General features: G+C 52.6%; 15 protein-coding genes and 1 tRNA gene. 15 read left to right on the top strand and 1 reads right to left on the bottom strand.

Translation table 11 applies throughout. From position 1 onward, the window contains the following. Position 1: 1 nt before the first annotated feature. The 11 genes from rpoN to AB7S84_RS08630 all read left to right on the top strand — a co-directional run bounded on the left by rpoN (position 2) and on the right by AB7S84_RS08630 (position 8,644). On the top strand, positions 2-1,453 hold the full coding sequence (gene rpoN / locus AB7S84_RS08680; protein WP_020876964.1) for an RNA polymerase factor sigma-54: 1,452 nt from the start codon (positions 2-4) through the stop codon (positions 1,451-1,453). Between the two features lie 14 nt (positions 1,454-1,467). Beyond that, on the top strand, positions 1,468-1,998 hold the full coding sequence (hpf, locus tag AB7S84_RS08675) for a ribosome hibernation-promoting factor, HPF/YfiA family (protein ID WP_020876965.1): 531 nt from the start codon (positions 1,468-1,470) through the stop codon (positions 1,996-1,998). A gap of 246 nt (positions 1,999-2,244) precedes the next feature. Continuing rightward, positions 2,245-2,703 (top strand): PTS sugar transporter subunit IIA, encoded by a 459-nt coding sequence (locus tag AB7S84_RS08670; protein ID WP_020876966.1) that lies wholly within the window; start codon positions 2,245-2,247, stop codon positions 2,701-2,703. A 30-nt stretch (positions 2,704-2,733) separates the two neighbouring features. Continuing rightward, positions 2,734-3,600: an RNase adapter RapZ gene (gene rapZ, locus AB7S84_RS08665; protein ID WP_020876967.1), complete on the top strand. Its 867-nt coding sequence runs from the start codon at positions 2,734-2,736 to the stop codon at positions 3,598-3,600. A gap of 39 nt (positions 3,601-3,639) precedes the next feature. Continuing rightward, complete coding sequence (locus AB7S84_RS08660) at positions 3,640-4,053, top strand: PTS sugar transporter subunit IIA (protein ID WP_020876968.1); 414 nt, start codon at positions 3,640-3,642, stop codon at positions 4,051-4,053. A gap of 96 nt (positions 4,054-4,149) precedes the next feature. Continuing rightward, a complete protein-coding gene (gene tpiA / locus AB7S84_RS08655) occupies positions 4,150-4,908 on the top strand; it encodes a triose-phosphate isomerase (protein WP_020876969.1) in 759 nt (252 codons plus the stop codon). 20 nt (positions 4,909-4,928) lie between these two features. Further along, entirely contained in the window at positions 4,929-5,348 is a 420-nt protein-coding gene (gene secG, locus AB7S84_RS08650) for a preprotein translocase subunit SecG (RefSeq protein ID WP_020876970.1), read from the top strand. An 11-nt stretch (positions 5,349-5,359) separates the two neighbouring features. After that, a tRNA-Leu gene (locus AB7S84_RS08645) sits at positions 5,360-5,446 on the top strand. A 96-nt stretch (positions 5,447-5,542) separates the two neighbouring features. Beyond that, on the top strand, positions 5,543-6,400 hold the full coding sequence (locus AB7S84_RS08640) for a sugar phosphate isomerase/epimerase family protein (RefSeq protein ID WP_020876971.1): 858 nt from the start codon (positions 5,543-5,545) through the stop codon (positions 6,398-6,400). Positions 6,401-6,536: 136 nt separating this feature from the next. Continuing rightward, positions 6,537-7,700, top strand: a complete 1,164-nt coding sequence (locus AB7S84_RS08635; protein ID WP_428153936.1) for a 3-dehydroquinate synthase — start codon at positions 6,537-6,539, stop codon at positions 7,698-7,700. 53 nt (positions 7,701-7,753) lie between these two features. After that, on the top strand, positions 7,754-8,644 hold the full coding sequence (locus AB7S84_RS08630; RefSeq protein WP_020876973.1) for a polyprenyl synthetase family protein: 891 nt from the start codon (positions 7,754-7,756) through the stop codon (positions 8,642-8,644). A gap of 51 nt (positions 8,645-8,695) precedes the next feature. Here the strand turns inward: AB7S84_RS08630 and AB7S84_RS08625 are convergent, their stop codons facing one another. Beyond that, on the bottom strand, positions 8,696-9,283 hold the full coding sequence (locus AB7S84_RS08625) for a hypothetical protein (protein WP_428153933.1): 588 nt from the start codon (positions 9,281-9,283) through the stop codon (positions 8,696-8,698). Positions 9,284-9,623: 340 nt separating this feature from the next. On the opposite strand from AB7S84_RS08625, the gene AB7S84_RS08620 reads away from it, so the two are divergent. The 4 genes from AB7S84_RS08620 to acnA all read left to right on the top strand — a co-directional run. Continuing rightward, on the top strand, positions 9,624-10,085 hold the full coding sequence (locus AB7S84_RS08620; RefSeq protein WP_428153931.1) for a Crp/Fnr family transcriptional regulator: 462 nt from the start codon (positions 9,624-9,626) through the stop codon (positions 10,083-10,085). 160 nt (positions 10,086-10,245) lie between these two features. Next, the gene (locus tag AB7S84_RS08615) at positions 10,246-10,665 is read left to right on the top strand and encodes an OadG family protein (RefSeq protein ID WP_020876976.1); all 420 of its coding nucleotides are present in this window, start codon (positions 10,246-10,248) and stop codon (positions 10,663-10,665) included. A gap of 64 nt (positions 10,666-10,729) precedes the next feature. Further along, positions 10,730-11,869 carry a sodium ion-translocating decarboxylase subunit beta gene (locus AB7S84_RS08610; protein ID WP_020876977.1) on the top strand — a complete coding sequence of 380 codons (1,140 nt, stop codon included), beginning with the start codon at positions 10,730-10,732 and terminating at the stop codon, positions 11,867-11,869. Positions 11,870-12,260: 391 nt separating this feature from the next. After that, positions 12,261-14,157, top strand: a 1,897-nt coding sequence (gene acnA, locus AB7S84_RS08605; protein WP_428153928.1) for an aconitate hydratase AcnA, incomplete at its 3' end; no start/stop codon positions are given.

Here is a 14,157-nt window from a genome sequence, read left to right as displayed (position 1 = left end):
AATGGCAATTGAACTCAGACAACAGCTCAAGCTGACGCAGCAGCTGGTGATGACACCTCAGCTCCAGATGGCGATCAAGCTCCTGCAGTTGTCTCGCCTGGAACTGATGGATACCATTCGACAGGAGCTGGAGGAAAACCCTGCGTTGGAGGAGGTCCAGGAAGAGATCCGCCTGGAAGAACGAACGGCGGACGGTCTGGACGACGACCGCATGGCGGATAAAAACGACGCGTCGCCGGAAAGCCTCGAAGTGAAGATCGAGGAGAAAATCCCCGAGGACATTGACTGGAGCAGTTACATCGAGGAATATAATTCTCCAGGCAGGGTCAGCTATGAGGCCGAAGAAAAGGAAGCACCTCGTTACGAGGCCTTTATTGCTCAAAAGGAACTGCTGAGCGGCCACCTGTTATGGCAGTTTTTGATGACATCGCCTTCACCGGAGGAAGAAAAGATCGGCAGCCTCATTATTGGCAATTTGAATCGGAACGGGTTCCTGGAGGTATCGGTGGAGGAACTTGCCGAGATGGGTTGTGTGAACACGGATCGCGTCCAAAAGGTGCTCACCCTGCTTCAGGGATTTGATCCGATCGGCGTCTGCGCACGGAATCTTCAGGAGAGTCTGCTGATCCAGGCCAGGCACTATGGATGTGACGATCCGGTGGTGACGGAGATCATTAATCATCATATCAATCACCTGGAAAACAAGAATTACAAGGCGATCGCCAGAGCCCTCAAGGTCGGCATCGACCACGTAATCGCCGCCGTGAATGTCATCAAGGGTCTCGAACCCAGACCGGGACGTCAGTTCAGCGATGACGAATCCCATTACATCACGCCGGACATTTATGTCTACAAAGTGGAAGACGATTTTGTCATTGTGTTGAACGACGACGGTATGCCAAAGCTCCGTGTCAATCATTTTTACCACCATGCCATGGGTAGGGGAGGCGCGCTTTCGGGATCGGTCCGGGAGTATATGCAGGAGAAGATGCGATCGGCCGCTTGGCTCATCAAAAGCATACAGCAACGTCAGAAAACGATTTACCGTGTGATGGAGAGTATTTTAAAACATCAAAGGGCTTTTTTCGAAAAAGGGATAGCCCATTTAAGGCCCATGATTCTCAAGGATGTGGCTGAAGACATCGATATGCACGAGTCCACCATCAGCCGGGTGACGACAAACAAATACGTCTACACCCCCCAAGGTATTTTTGAGCTGAAGTACTTTTTCAACAGTTCCATCAACCGGGTAAACGGTGATGCCGTCGCGTCGGCGAGCGTCCAGGATCGGATTCGTCAGATTATCGAAGGGGAGGACCCCAGGAAACCATACAGCGATGAGAAAATTTCACGGATCCTGGAAGCCTCGAACATCGACATTGCGAGAAGAACCGTCGCAAAGTACAGAGAAATGATGAAAATACTGCCATCGAACAAACGCAAACAATTTTAAGGGAGGTCTATACTATGCAGACATCTGTTACGTTCAAAAATATCGATCCCTCAGATCACCTTAAAGCCTATGTAGGAGACAAACTGAACCGATTCGACCGTTTTCTCGACAATCCTGCCGAAGCGAGCGTGGTCCTTTCCGTCGAAAAGTTCCGCCATATTGCTGAAATAAACATTACCGGAGACCGGCTTAAGATTAACGGAAAAGAAGAGACCAACGATATGTATTCCGCGATCGATATGGTCATGGACAAACTTGAAAAACAGATCAAGAGAAGCAAACAGAAGATCCGAGACCGGAGGGGCAGAGGCGGCGCGAAGGTCGATACGGCTCCCGAAGGATTTGATTATGTGCGTCCTTTGGACGACGAGGCTGAAATCATTGTCAAGACCCTGGAATATAAGCCCATGGATGCCGAAGAGGCCGTGATGCAACTGGATCTTGCCGATGACAATTTTATCGTGTTCACCAACGCCAGAACAGATCGGATCAATGTCGTATACCGCCGGAATGATGGCCATTACGGCCTGATTCAACCCCAGTAAACCTCGATGATGCCTTATCGGCATCTGTCGGCACGGCAAAGGCCCCACTTGAAAAGGTCGGGGCCGGAATAATTGCAGCCCCGAGGGCCTCCCTGAGTCCTGACGTTTTCATTCGGGGGAAAGATTTTCGAAGGAACACGGGTCAAATATCGATAATTTCCTGCTCCGTGTCGGCGTCAGTGATCAAAGACGTACTTCTCAAATAGGCCTTGAGACAAAGGTCGCTTTTCTGGATACAGTTTTAGCATGAAAATTCTTGATGTCTTACGAAAAGATGCGATTATCGTCGACCTGAAATCCACTGAGAAGAAGGGCGTTATCGAAGAACTGGTCGTTCCCCTGGCACAGTCCTCCGGTGCTGATCCGGCGGACCTCGTAAAGGTTCTCATGGAACGTGAGCGACTCGGGAGCACCGGCATCGGCGGGGGGATCGGCATTCCTCACGGGAAACTGAAAGGGCTCGATTCCCTTGTCGTCGGCTTCGGACTGAGTCGCAAAGGGGTCAATTTTGAATCCATGGATGGGCGACCGACCCACATCTTTTTTCTGCTGGTCACGCCGGAAAATTCCATTGACATCCACCTCAAGCTGTTGTCCCGGATATCCAGAATCCTGAAAAACGATCTCCTGAAGCAGCGATTGCGCAATGCGAAGACCAGCGAGGATGTGCTGAATATCATCAGGGAAGAGGATGAAAGCTTCTAAATCGATGTTAATAGCGGTTCCGGGTGATGCATGCCGGAAGAATTGAAAATGATCATCATCACGGGATTGTCCGGCTCCGGTAAGAGCACCGCAATGGCGGCTTTTGAGGATGCGGGATTCTACTGTGTCGATAATATGCCCGTTTCACTGCTGCCGGATTTTTTGAATCTGCCCATCAAGAAAGAATACACCGGGTTGGCGTTCGTGATGGATCTCCGGGAGAAGTACTTTCTGGATCGATATGAGCGCGTATTCGAATCTTTGGGGAAAACAGGCTACCGTTTCGAGATTATTTTTTTCGAGGCTGATGAAAATGTTCTGCTGAGACGGTATTCCCAGACCCGAAGGTTTCATCCCCTCGCCCGGACTCGCGGTGTCCTGGAGGGGATACGCCTCGAACGGCAGAAGATGATGCCTTTGAGACGCATAGCGGGTCAAGTGATCGATACGTCGAATTATACGATACACGAACTTAAATCTCGTATTTTCGATATCGCCCGGGAGAAGGAAAAGCGGATTCCGCTGAGGATCACCATTCTGACCTTCGGCTTCAAGTACGGGCTGCCGAACGATGCGGATCTGGTAATGGACGTCCGGTTTGTCGCTAATCCATATTTTGTGCCTGAACTGAAACCTCTCGACGGCAGGGCACCGGAAATTCAAAACTATGTGATAAATCGGGACATAACACATCGATTCATCGAGAAATACACCGACCTGCTTGATTTCCTGATACCTTTGTATGAAAAGGAGGGAAAGGCATACCTGACGATCGCTATTGGCTGCACCGGGGGGAGACATCGATCGGTCGCCATCGCATGCTCGATTTATGAGCACATTAAAGGTCGGCATGGATGGGTCCACATCGTTCACAGGGATATCGGAAAAGACAATTAGACGCCTGTCCCTGAGTAAGAGAGATGATTTAGGAATATTATGATCGGTATTGTCATTGTCACACATGGTCAACTGGGATCGGTATTGATTGATACGGCCGAGCTTATCGTCGGATTTCGGCCGGAGGCTATGATAGCGGTGTCCATTAATATAACGGAAGATGTGGACAAGCTTCGAGGCAAGGTGGCGCGGGCTGTGAAAGAAGTCACCCGAAAACATGGCGCCTTGATACTGACCGATATGTTCGGCGGCACACCGTCCAATATCAGCTATTCCTTTCTTCGGGAAGGTCATGTAGATGTCGTTTCCGGGGTTAATCTGCCGATCGTCATCAAAGCGATCAACAGCAGGGAAAACATGGATCTTGGAGAGCTTGCCGAATGCCTGGAAAATTTCGGAAAACGAAGCATTTCCATGGCCAGCGGCATTTTAAGAGGAAATAAGCGGGGATGAAAAGGTCGAACGCACCGGTCTTTTGAATCAAAGAAACCGACGGACATTTTTGATGAACGGTCCGGGAGGCGGCTAAAGCCGGAGAGGAGTGTGAATATGGGAGAGCGGAAGCCTTTTATCGCCGGAAATTGGAAGATGTTCAAAACCGCTCGTGAAGCGATGGAGACTGCGACAGCATTGGTGAATCGGGTTTCGGACGTTACAGGGGTCGAGGTGATGATCGCCCCGAATTTTACGGCGCTTACCGCCGTATATGATGTCGTTCGGGAAAGCGCCGTCCGTCTCGGCGCGCAAAATCTGTTCTGGGAGGCCGAGGGTGCATTTACCGGAGAGACATCTCCGAACATGCTTCGGGATGTCGGGTGTCGTTACGTGATTATCGGCCATTCTGAACGGCGCCAGTATTTCGGTGAAACGGACCAAACGGTGAACAAAAAGATTAAAGCCGCCGTAGAACACGGCCTCGCGCCTATTTTTTGTGTAGGTGAGACGGAGAATGACCGTGAGGCAAAAAAAACGTTTTCTGTGCTTGACAAACAGGTCCAAAACGGTTTAAAAGACCTCCGCTCAGATGACGTGGCGATGTTGGTTATTGCCTATGAGCCTGTGTGGGCTATCGGTACCGGGAAAACGGCAAGCCGAGAACAAGTTCAGGAAGTTCACAACTTTCTACGTTCTTTAATCGAAAAAAAATATGGAAATGAGCTTGCCAATTCCATAAGGATACAGTATGGTGGCAGCGTAAAGCCCAACAATATAAAGGCGTTGATGGAAATGCCGGATGTTGATGGGGCATTGGTGGGCGGCGCAAGCTTGGATGCGGATACGTTCAGCAAAATCATTCATTTCCAATAAATAAGGAAACTATATCGTCGATGTCCGCGTTATTGATCGTGATACATGTAATCGTCTGTATCGCTCTCATTATGATCGTCTTGTTACAGACAGGAAAGGGAGCGGATATGGGTGCGGCTTTCGGTGGCGGAGCGAGCAACACGCTCTTCGGCAGTACGGGTGCCTCGACTTTTCTGGGTAAGGCTACTACGGCAGCAGCCATTATCTTCATGATCACTTCGCTCACCTTGGCTTACATGTCCGGTCATCGCATGGAAGGTTCCGTCATGACCGACACCAAGGTCAATCAGACGATGAATCCTGTGGATTCGGGTACGGAGGCGGGCGACGACGGCAGCGTGGAGGGCGACACCACATCCACGAACGACCAATCGGTTCAAACACCTCAATCCACGGAAACCACACCGACGGATAACAGTACCGGGAATACGGTTGAATGATCTTTTCTTGTGCCGAAGTGGTGGAATTTGGTAGACACGCTATCTTGAGGGGGTAGTGGGCTACGCCCGTGCCGGTTCAAATCCGGCCTTCGGCACCATTTTTCGATATTGAAGCCAAGAGATGGATCTAAATCGGTTAGGATCCTTCATCTTGGCTTTTTTTGTTCCGGAGAATTCCCCGAGAAAGGAAGCGTATGGTCTTTGCATACAGCAGCAACGCATTTGTCAAGTATCCCCTTGTCGAATCCATCGAAAAGATCGCGCGCATAGGCTTCAAGGGAATCGAGATCATGTGTGACAAACCTCACCTTTATCCGCCTGATTTCAATGCGGAAGATCTGGCTGCCGTGGCAGCCGCTCTTGAACGATGCGGCTTGAAAGCCACAAACCTCAATTGTTTTACGCTGTTTGCCGTGGGAGATACCTATCTGCCGTCCTGGATCGAGCCGGATGAGTCCCGACGGGAGATCCGCATCCGTCACACTCTGGCATGTCTGAAGGTCGCTGAACGGCTGAAATGCAAATGCATTTCCATACCGCCAGGCGGACCTGTCGACGGTATTGGTGAACACGAAGCCTTTGTGTTATTTCGAAAAGGACTGGAACGCGTCATCCCTCAAGCCGAGGCACTGGATATTCATATCCTCATAGAGCCGGAACCGGACCTCCTCATTGAAAATACGTCGCAATTCAAGGCATTCATGAAGGAAATTTCATCGCCGATCGTCGGCCTAAATTTTGACGTCGGTCATTTTTACTGTGTCGGCGAAGATCCGGCCGCGGCCTTTGAGGAACTTTTCGAGTGGATTGGTCATATCCATATCGAGGATATCGCCGATACCCGGATCCACCGCCATCTCGTTCCCGGACGCGGTGCAATCTCCTTTATTTCGGTGTTCAAAGCCATGAAGCGGCTGGGATATGCCGGGGACATCTGCCTGGAGCTTTATCCCTACGTGGATATGCCGGAACTGGCCGGTCGTGAAGGGCTTGCTTACCTGACGCCGATTTTTCAGGATGCCGATCTGAACATCGACGGAATTTCCAATTAAAATTGAGGAATTCCGGAATGACGTCATACTTTGATAACTTGGAACTCAACTTTCGACTTTCATAGGCCGTATACTCCCGGCGCCTCTGTCCGGTCACCATCATGAAAGTCGAAAGTTGAATTGGAACAGATCCGTCATGAATGCGAAACCCTACATCCAGTCCTTTTCAGTCCCTTTTGAATATCCGGTCTATTTTACCGAAGATCTTTTTTCGCCCGACAACACGATTCTGGTGAAGGCGACCGGGCGGCTAAACGAGCTGCGTCGGCACCGTTGCCTGGTTTTCGTGGATGCAGGCGCCGCCGCCGCCCGGGAAGACCTGCTGTTGCGTATCCAAAAGTATTTCGCTCATCATTCCGGCGATATCGATCTTGTGGCACCTCCATCCGTGGTTCCGGGCGGGGAATCGGTTAAAAACGGATGGCGTCATGTTCACGATATCATCAATAAAATCAATGAGTGTCGTCTGGATCGGCAGAGTTACGTTGTCGCTGTTGGTGGAGGAGCGGTACTCGACATGGTCGGATTCGCGTCGGCCGTCGTTCACCGTGGGCTGAGACTTCTGCGGGTGCCGACCACAACGCTGGCGCAGAACGATGCCGGCATTGGCGTCAAAAACGGCATAAATGATCAAGGTCAGAAAAATTATATCGGTACATTTTCACCCCCGTTTGCAGTGCTGAACGATGTATTGTTCCTGTCGACCTTGAGTTTTGAACAATGGATCAGCGGAATTTCCGAGGCGTTCAAGGTTGCCGTCATCAAGGACGCCGATTTTTTTGAGTTTCTGATACGGTCAGCCGCAGCGCTTAAAGCACGTGATCTGACGGCCATGGCAACAGTCGTCGAAAGGTGCGCACTTCTTCACCTGGATCATATCCGAAGCAACGGGGATCCCTTTGAATTCGGCTCGGCGCGACCCCTGGATTTCGGTCACTGGGCCGCTCACAAATTGGAGAATATGTCCGATTATGCCATTGGTCACGGACAGGCGGTGGCCGTCGGCATCGCTCTGGATTCCTATATCGCGGTACGCCTCGGGTTGATGACCCAGGCGGAATGGGGCCGGATTGTCGATGGACTGAAGGCCTGCGGCCTGCCGGTATGGGATGAACGACTCAATCGGCGTGTATCCGACGGGTCCCTGGAAATCATGGTCGGGCTGTCCCAATTCCGAGAGCACCTTGGCGGCGACCTGGCGATTACGTTACCCATGGGGATCGGCCGAAAAACAGAGGTCAACGTCGTTTCACCGGATGATATTGCGGCAGCTGTCGACCGTTTGAGAGATATCGGGTAAAATGTGTGATTCAAACGCTTCAAGAGATGGTGTCGGAGGAGAGACATAGAGATATGTTTGATTTGAAGCGTTATCTCGCTGAAAAGCGTCGGACCGTCAATGCGGCACTTGACCGCCTCTGCGGTGAGGCCGACAGTCCCTTTCGAATCGTTCAGGCGATGCGGTATTCCCTGCTGGCCGAAGGAAAACGTCTCAGGCCCATTCTTTGTATCGCTGCCGCGGAGGCCGTGGGCGGTGGTGAGACACATGCGCTGATCCCGGCATGCGCTCTTGAAATGATTCATACCTATTCGCTCATTCACGACGATCTTCCTGCGATGGATAACGATGACCTCCGGCGGGGGCGACCAACCAACCATATTCAGTTTGATGAGGCTACGGCGCTGCTGGCGGGGGATGCGCTGCTCACGATGGCCTTCGAGGTTCTCGCGGAAGGTGCCGAACAGGAAGGCCCAGACCCGACGCGCAGGCTCAAGGTTATCCGCGAGATCGCCGTTGCTGCCGGCTGCAAAGGCATGATCGAGGGCCAAATGCGGGATCTCGCCGCCGAGGGACTGGTTTTGGATGCGACTTCACTTGAGGCGATGCATTCCCTGAAAACCGGTGCGCTCATCCGGGCATCGGTGGCGGCGGGTGCAATATCGGGCGGTGCGGATGCGGACCGTATTAACGCGCTCCTGCATTACGCAGATCGTATCGGGCTGGCGTTTCAGGTAACGGACGACCTCCTCAACGTGGAAGGGGATCCCTTGGTGATGGGAAAAGCCGTCGGCACCGACAGGAACCGCGGCAAAAGTACCTACCCGGCCCTTATGGGCTTAGAGGGATCGAGGCGGTTTTCGCATGAGCTGATTCAAGAGGCGCTGGCGGCCATTTCGCAGTTTGACGACCGAAGTGAACCCCTGAGGGCCATCGCCGGATATATCCTTCACAGAAAACGATAGACATCCCCTCTACCTTTGTGGCGTCCTGCCGCGGAAAGGTGATGTGGCGGTCTACGTCGCCTTGTTGACCATTGGGTTGGGGGGTGAGATCGACTTCGGGGTCCTCCGGGACGTTCCGCCTGCTTTTTCGAGCCATGCATTGATCCGGTCCCGGATTATCTCTGAATCCATGGTATCCTTTACGTTTTTGATCACGGTGCGTTCTTCGCCGTTTTTGAGCACGGCGATGATATCTGTTGCCCCTTCTCCTTCTTCCGACTCCGGATCCGCATTTTCGAGCCAGATGTTTCTGAGATCCCGGGTTGGAAAAATTTCATCGGAAATGAAATAGGGCAGCGGCCCATGCCGGACCACCATTTCTTTCCGGGTAAGTTGAATGACTGTACGGTTCAAGGCCAGAACAAGCATCCAATATACCGGAACCAGCCACAACAGCACGAACAGCAGTGTTGCCGCGGCGGCTTTAAGCGCCGGCATCTGCCCGGAAACCAGTTTGAGCAGCTCATTGTAGAACAGAATAAAGCTCAAGATGTTCCACACCCCGAAGAATATGCATGCCGCCCTGTGGTAGGGTTCATACCAGCGGTAGGTTATTTCCAAAAAGTTTTGATCTTCTATGACATTCTGATCCAGGCTCATTCTGCGTACCTCACATTTTATCGAATTCAGACGGCATATGTGTGCCGTTTTTTCTCTCCTTACAGTAAGCATGTTCGGCAAAAACCCAACAAATTTAAACAGCATCAAAAAAACTTGGTGATAGATTTGTCTCTTCTCTTTACTATGGTCTCTGATGATGATAAAGAGAATAGGGAAAAATTACGTTTTTTCTGTTACGTCCCGCCGAGTTATCTAACACCATTGAACTGAAGCACTGAGCTGTATAGCGGTTGACCGAGGGTGGGCTCACACCGTTTGGGGAGTAGGGCGTACTATAAATGCATCCGTGTTTCGGGGATTGAACGAGAAAGGAAATCTTATGGCTGTAGATCTCAACCTTCTTGAACAGCTTGAGATGTTTGAGGGGCTTGAACATGGGGACCTGGAGATGCTGAAGGCGCTTTTCAATTCCATTCGGGTCAGAGAGGGAGAATTGCTGACCCGCCGCGGTGATCCGGCGCAGAATTTCTACATCATTCTTTCCGGCAATTTTATGATCTCCTTCAAGGATGGAAAAGCCTTCACCCTTCATGAAAAGGGCGACGTGATCGGGATGTCCACCATGCTCGAGCCGTTCGATTATCGCGGGACGACACTGGCGCTGACGGACGGCGAGGTTCTTATGGCGGCGGGGGATAAATTCAACGAGCTGCTCCGGGGGAATGCCCGCCTGAGTGAAACGATCATGCGAAGGCTCAACGACGTGATCGCCCAACGGCGTCCCTTCTTCAATGATGAAGGCGCGTCGTCGGATGCCGACAGTATCGCTCCGGAGGTTTGACGTCTCGGTCCAGAGAAATACGGCTTGATCGACCTTTGGGTGATTTGGTATGAAATTAAATCATTTTCGGCGATTGTCGTTGTCATTTGCCCGATTTTCTTTATTTGACGTCTAATCATCACGATCCCTGGATAAAATGCACAGATAAAGGAGGTATTCATTGACCGGTTTTGAAGCCATTTCCGCTCATAATGGTTGGTCCATTGCGGCAGTGGGGATCAGTATCGTATTTACGGGGCTTGTCTTGCTCTCCGTAGCCATCGCCCAACTCCACAAGATACTGGCCTTCTGGGAGGATCGCGACCAATTCTACGAGCAGTTTCGTAAAAAACGCGATAAACACGCGACAACCGAAGAGGTCTGCATCGTTATTCCGGGGAATATTCAGGAGCCTGCCCGACATTTCAAGCTGCTGGCGGACCGCATGGCGGAGCCGTTCGCGCTTCCAAAGCTCCTTGAGAATGCCGTACGATGCGGCATTTCGCATCCCCATTCCACGCTCAACACCCTTCTGCTGTCCGATATCGTCGTTCCGGACGGAGAGGGATATTATCGATGGAACCAAAACGCCCGGTTATGATTTATCGATGCGGCAGAAATTGTCGTAAAACAACAGGAAACAAAGAGGAGCGGAAGCGGAATCCATGGAACAGCTGCTAGATTTGCTTACACAATTTATCAACAATACAGGATACTACATGCTCGATTACCGATATCTGATCATGATCGGCGTCGGGCTCATCTTCATTTATCTCGGCATTGCCAAGAATTACGAACCGTTGCTTCTGGTGCCCATCGGGTTTGGCATTCTCGTCGGGAACATTCCGGTTTTTCAGGGGCTTGGCCTGGGCATTTACGAGGACAACAGCGTCCTGCATTATCTTTACATGGGTGTTACTCTTGGCATCTATCCGCCCCTTATTTTTCTGGGGATCGGGGCGATGACCGATTTTTCGACCATGCTGGCCCGGCCTCTGCTCATGCTCCTGGGTGCAGCGGCCCAGATGGGGATATTTCTTACCTTTCTGGGTGCTCTTGCCCTGGGCTTCGATCCTAAGGAAGCCGCTTCCATCGGGATCATCGGTGGCGCGGACGGTCCGACGGCCATCTTTCTGACCGCTCAACTGGCCCCCAGACTGATCGGGCCCATCGCAGTTGCGGCCTATTCCTACATGGCCCTGGTTCCCGTGATCCAGCCGCCGATCATGAAGCTTCTGACCACGCGAAGAGAGCGACTGATTCGAATGGAGGATCCCCGGGAGGTTTCCAAGAAAGAGAAAATTCTGTTTCCCGTCATCGGGTTTCTGCTCTGCTGCCTTCTGGCCCCGGCAGCCTTGCCGCTTCTGGGTATGCTGTTTTTCGGCAACCTCCTCAAGGAGTGCGTGGTGGCGGAACGACTGGCCGTGGCCGCCCGAACGGTCGTGATCGACACGGTTACCATTCTGTTGGGCATTACCGTGGGCGCCAGCACCCAGGCGGATGTATTTCTGACGCCTCAATCCGTTGGAATATTTATATTGGGCGCCCTTGCTTTTGGCGTAGCGACCGCATCGGGCGTTCTTTTCGCGAAGTTCATCAATCTTTTTCTGCGGGAAAAGATCAATCCTCTTCTGGGTGCCGCGGGGGTTTCGGCTGTTCCCGACTCCGCCCGGGTGGTTCAGCATGTCGGCCATGAGGCGGACCCGACCAATTTCCTCCTTATGCACGCCATGGCGCCCAATGTATCCGGCGTCATCGGTTCAGCCATCGGCGCCGGTGTTATGTGGAGTTTTCTGGCGCGGTAAAAGTGTCGTCTCGGGGCATTCCGAACCAGCGAAATGCCCCGATCACAAAACCTTTACGTCCTTCTACATCCTCGGAAAAATCTTTCCAGTCGACGCATGCCGCTCTTGGTCCCTTTGTCGATTATCAGCCGTTATTCCGGAAGCCACGCCAAAAAATCACAGGCAATGTCGCCGACACCGCGCGGCTTATGGAAATCCTGTTCCGGTTGGAAAAATGCAACGTCAACGGCTGAGCGGTGAGCATCGTGAGGAGAATCCCTTTCGGGAAAAGGGTGTTGATTGTTGGCGTCAAGCGATACTATAGTACGCTCATATGTCGACTTTCGAAAATGGCCGTGTCTCCATGCAAACGGCTTGCGGGACGATAACCTACAGTGATCAAGGAGGGGGAATGATTAACCGAGAGGAATTTTTACGCCAGGTCAAGGTGGACGGCCGGAACTATACGGTGATGGACGTCCGTCTGATGGAAAAAAAAGGCATCGCCGATATTGAAAGGTTGCCCTTTTCCATTCGGATTCTGGTTGAAAACCTGCTGAGAAAGCTGGATGGTCGTGTGGTCAGGGAAGAAGACCTGCTGAATATCGCCCGGTGGCGGAAACGGTACGAGGCGCCGGTGGAAATTCCATATCATCCGGCTCGGGTGCTGATGCAGGACTTTACGGGCGTTCCCGCCGTCGTTGACTTGGCGGCCATGAGAGATGCCATGAAAGCGTTGGGTGGCGATCCTCGGAAAATCAATCCCATGATTCCCGTTGAATTGATCGTCGATCACTCCGTTCAAGTGGATTACTATGGCACCGCCGACGCTCTCAGAAAAAACGTGGCCAAGGAATACGAGCGTAACGGCGAGCGGTACGCCTTGCTCAAATGGGCACAGAAAAGCTTCGACAATTTCAAGGTTGTGCCCCCCAATTCGGGCATATGCCACCAGGTCAACCTGGAACATCTAGGGCGTGTTGTGATTACGGCGACGTCGGACGGCGGTATGGCGGCCTTCCCTGACTCCCTTGTCGGAACGGACTCCCATACGACCATGATTAACGGCATCGGGGTCATGGGGTGGGGTGTCGGCGGCATCGAGGCGGAAGCGGTCATGCTTGGCCAGCCGTATTTCATGGCCATTCCGGAGGTCATCGGTGTACGGATGACCGGTGAACTCAGGGCCGGCGTGACGGCCACGGATTTGGTGCTGACCGTCACGCAGATGTTGAGGGAATACAATGTCGTCGAAAAGTTTGTCGAGTTTTTCGGTCCGGGAATGAAGGGCCTTACTGTTCCCGACCGGGCCACCATCGCCAATATGTCCCCGGAGTACGGTGCTACCATGGGGTTTTTCCCGGTAGACGAAAAGACCATCGACTATCTCGATATAACCGATCGGGAGGCCCAGGCCCGGGTCGTGGAGCGATGCACGCGCGAGCTGGGCCTTTTCTACACCGGAGATGAGACGCCCGAGTACACGGCCGTTCTGGATCTGGACCTCTCCACTGTCTTACCTTCCCTGGCCGGACCTTCGCGGCCTCAGGACCGCATTGTGCTGAACGACCTGGAAAGCCACTTCGACAATATGCTGAAATGCGGTCACGAAAGAGATGCCGACATCGACAACATCTCAAAATTTCTTGACGAGTCGGGTTCCGTCACTCATCGGGAAGCCTACTGCGCGCCGAGCGGCCGAAGACGGTTCACTACGAACATCAACGGCAGGGAGGTGAGCGTGGGGGACGGGAGCATCGTCATCGCCGCCATCACCTCGTGCACCAACACATCCAATCCCTATGTCATGCTGGGGGCGGGGCTTTTGGCTAAGAATGCCGTTGAGAAGGGGCTCAAAGTGCCGCCTCACGTCAAGACCTCCCTTGTGCCCGGCTCGAAGGTCGTGGTGGATTACCTTGAGGATGCCGACCTGATGCCCTACCTTCAGGCCTTGGGATTCCATTTGGCAGGATTCGGATGCACCACCTGCATCGGCAACAGCGGTCCGCTTCATCCTCAGATCGAGCGCCTGATTCGGGAACACGATCTGACGGTGGCTTCAGTCCTCTCAGGAAACCGGAATTTCGAGGCGCGGATCCACCAGGCCGTCAAGGGCAATTTCCTGGCCTCACCGATGTTGGTGGTCGCGTTTGCCATCGCCGGACGGATCGACGTCAATCTCCTCAGGCGTCCCCTGGGTCTGGATCCGAATGGAGAGCCGGTCTATCTCGAGGATGTCTGGCCCCGCCGAAGCGAGATCGAGTCTTTCATCCAGCGGCATGTCAAGCAGACGTTCTACCGGAAGGAAT

This window comes from Desulfococcus sp. (genome assembly GCF_050178255.1).
Lineage (GTDB): Bacteria > Desulfobacterota > Desulfobacteria > Desulfobacterales > Desulfococcaceae > Desulfococcus > Desulfococcus multivorans.
The sequence above is the reverse complement of the archived record's forward strand: the minus strand, read 5'-3'. Positions and strand labels throughout refer to the sequence as shown.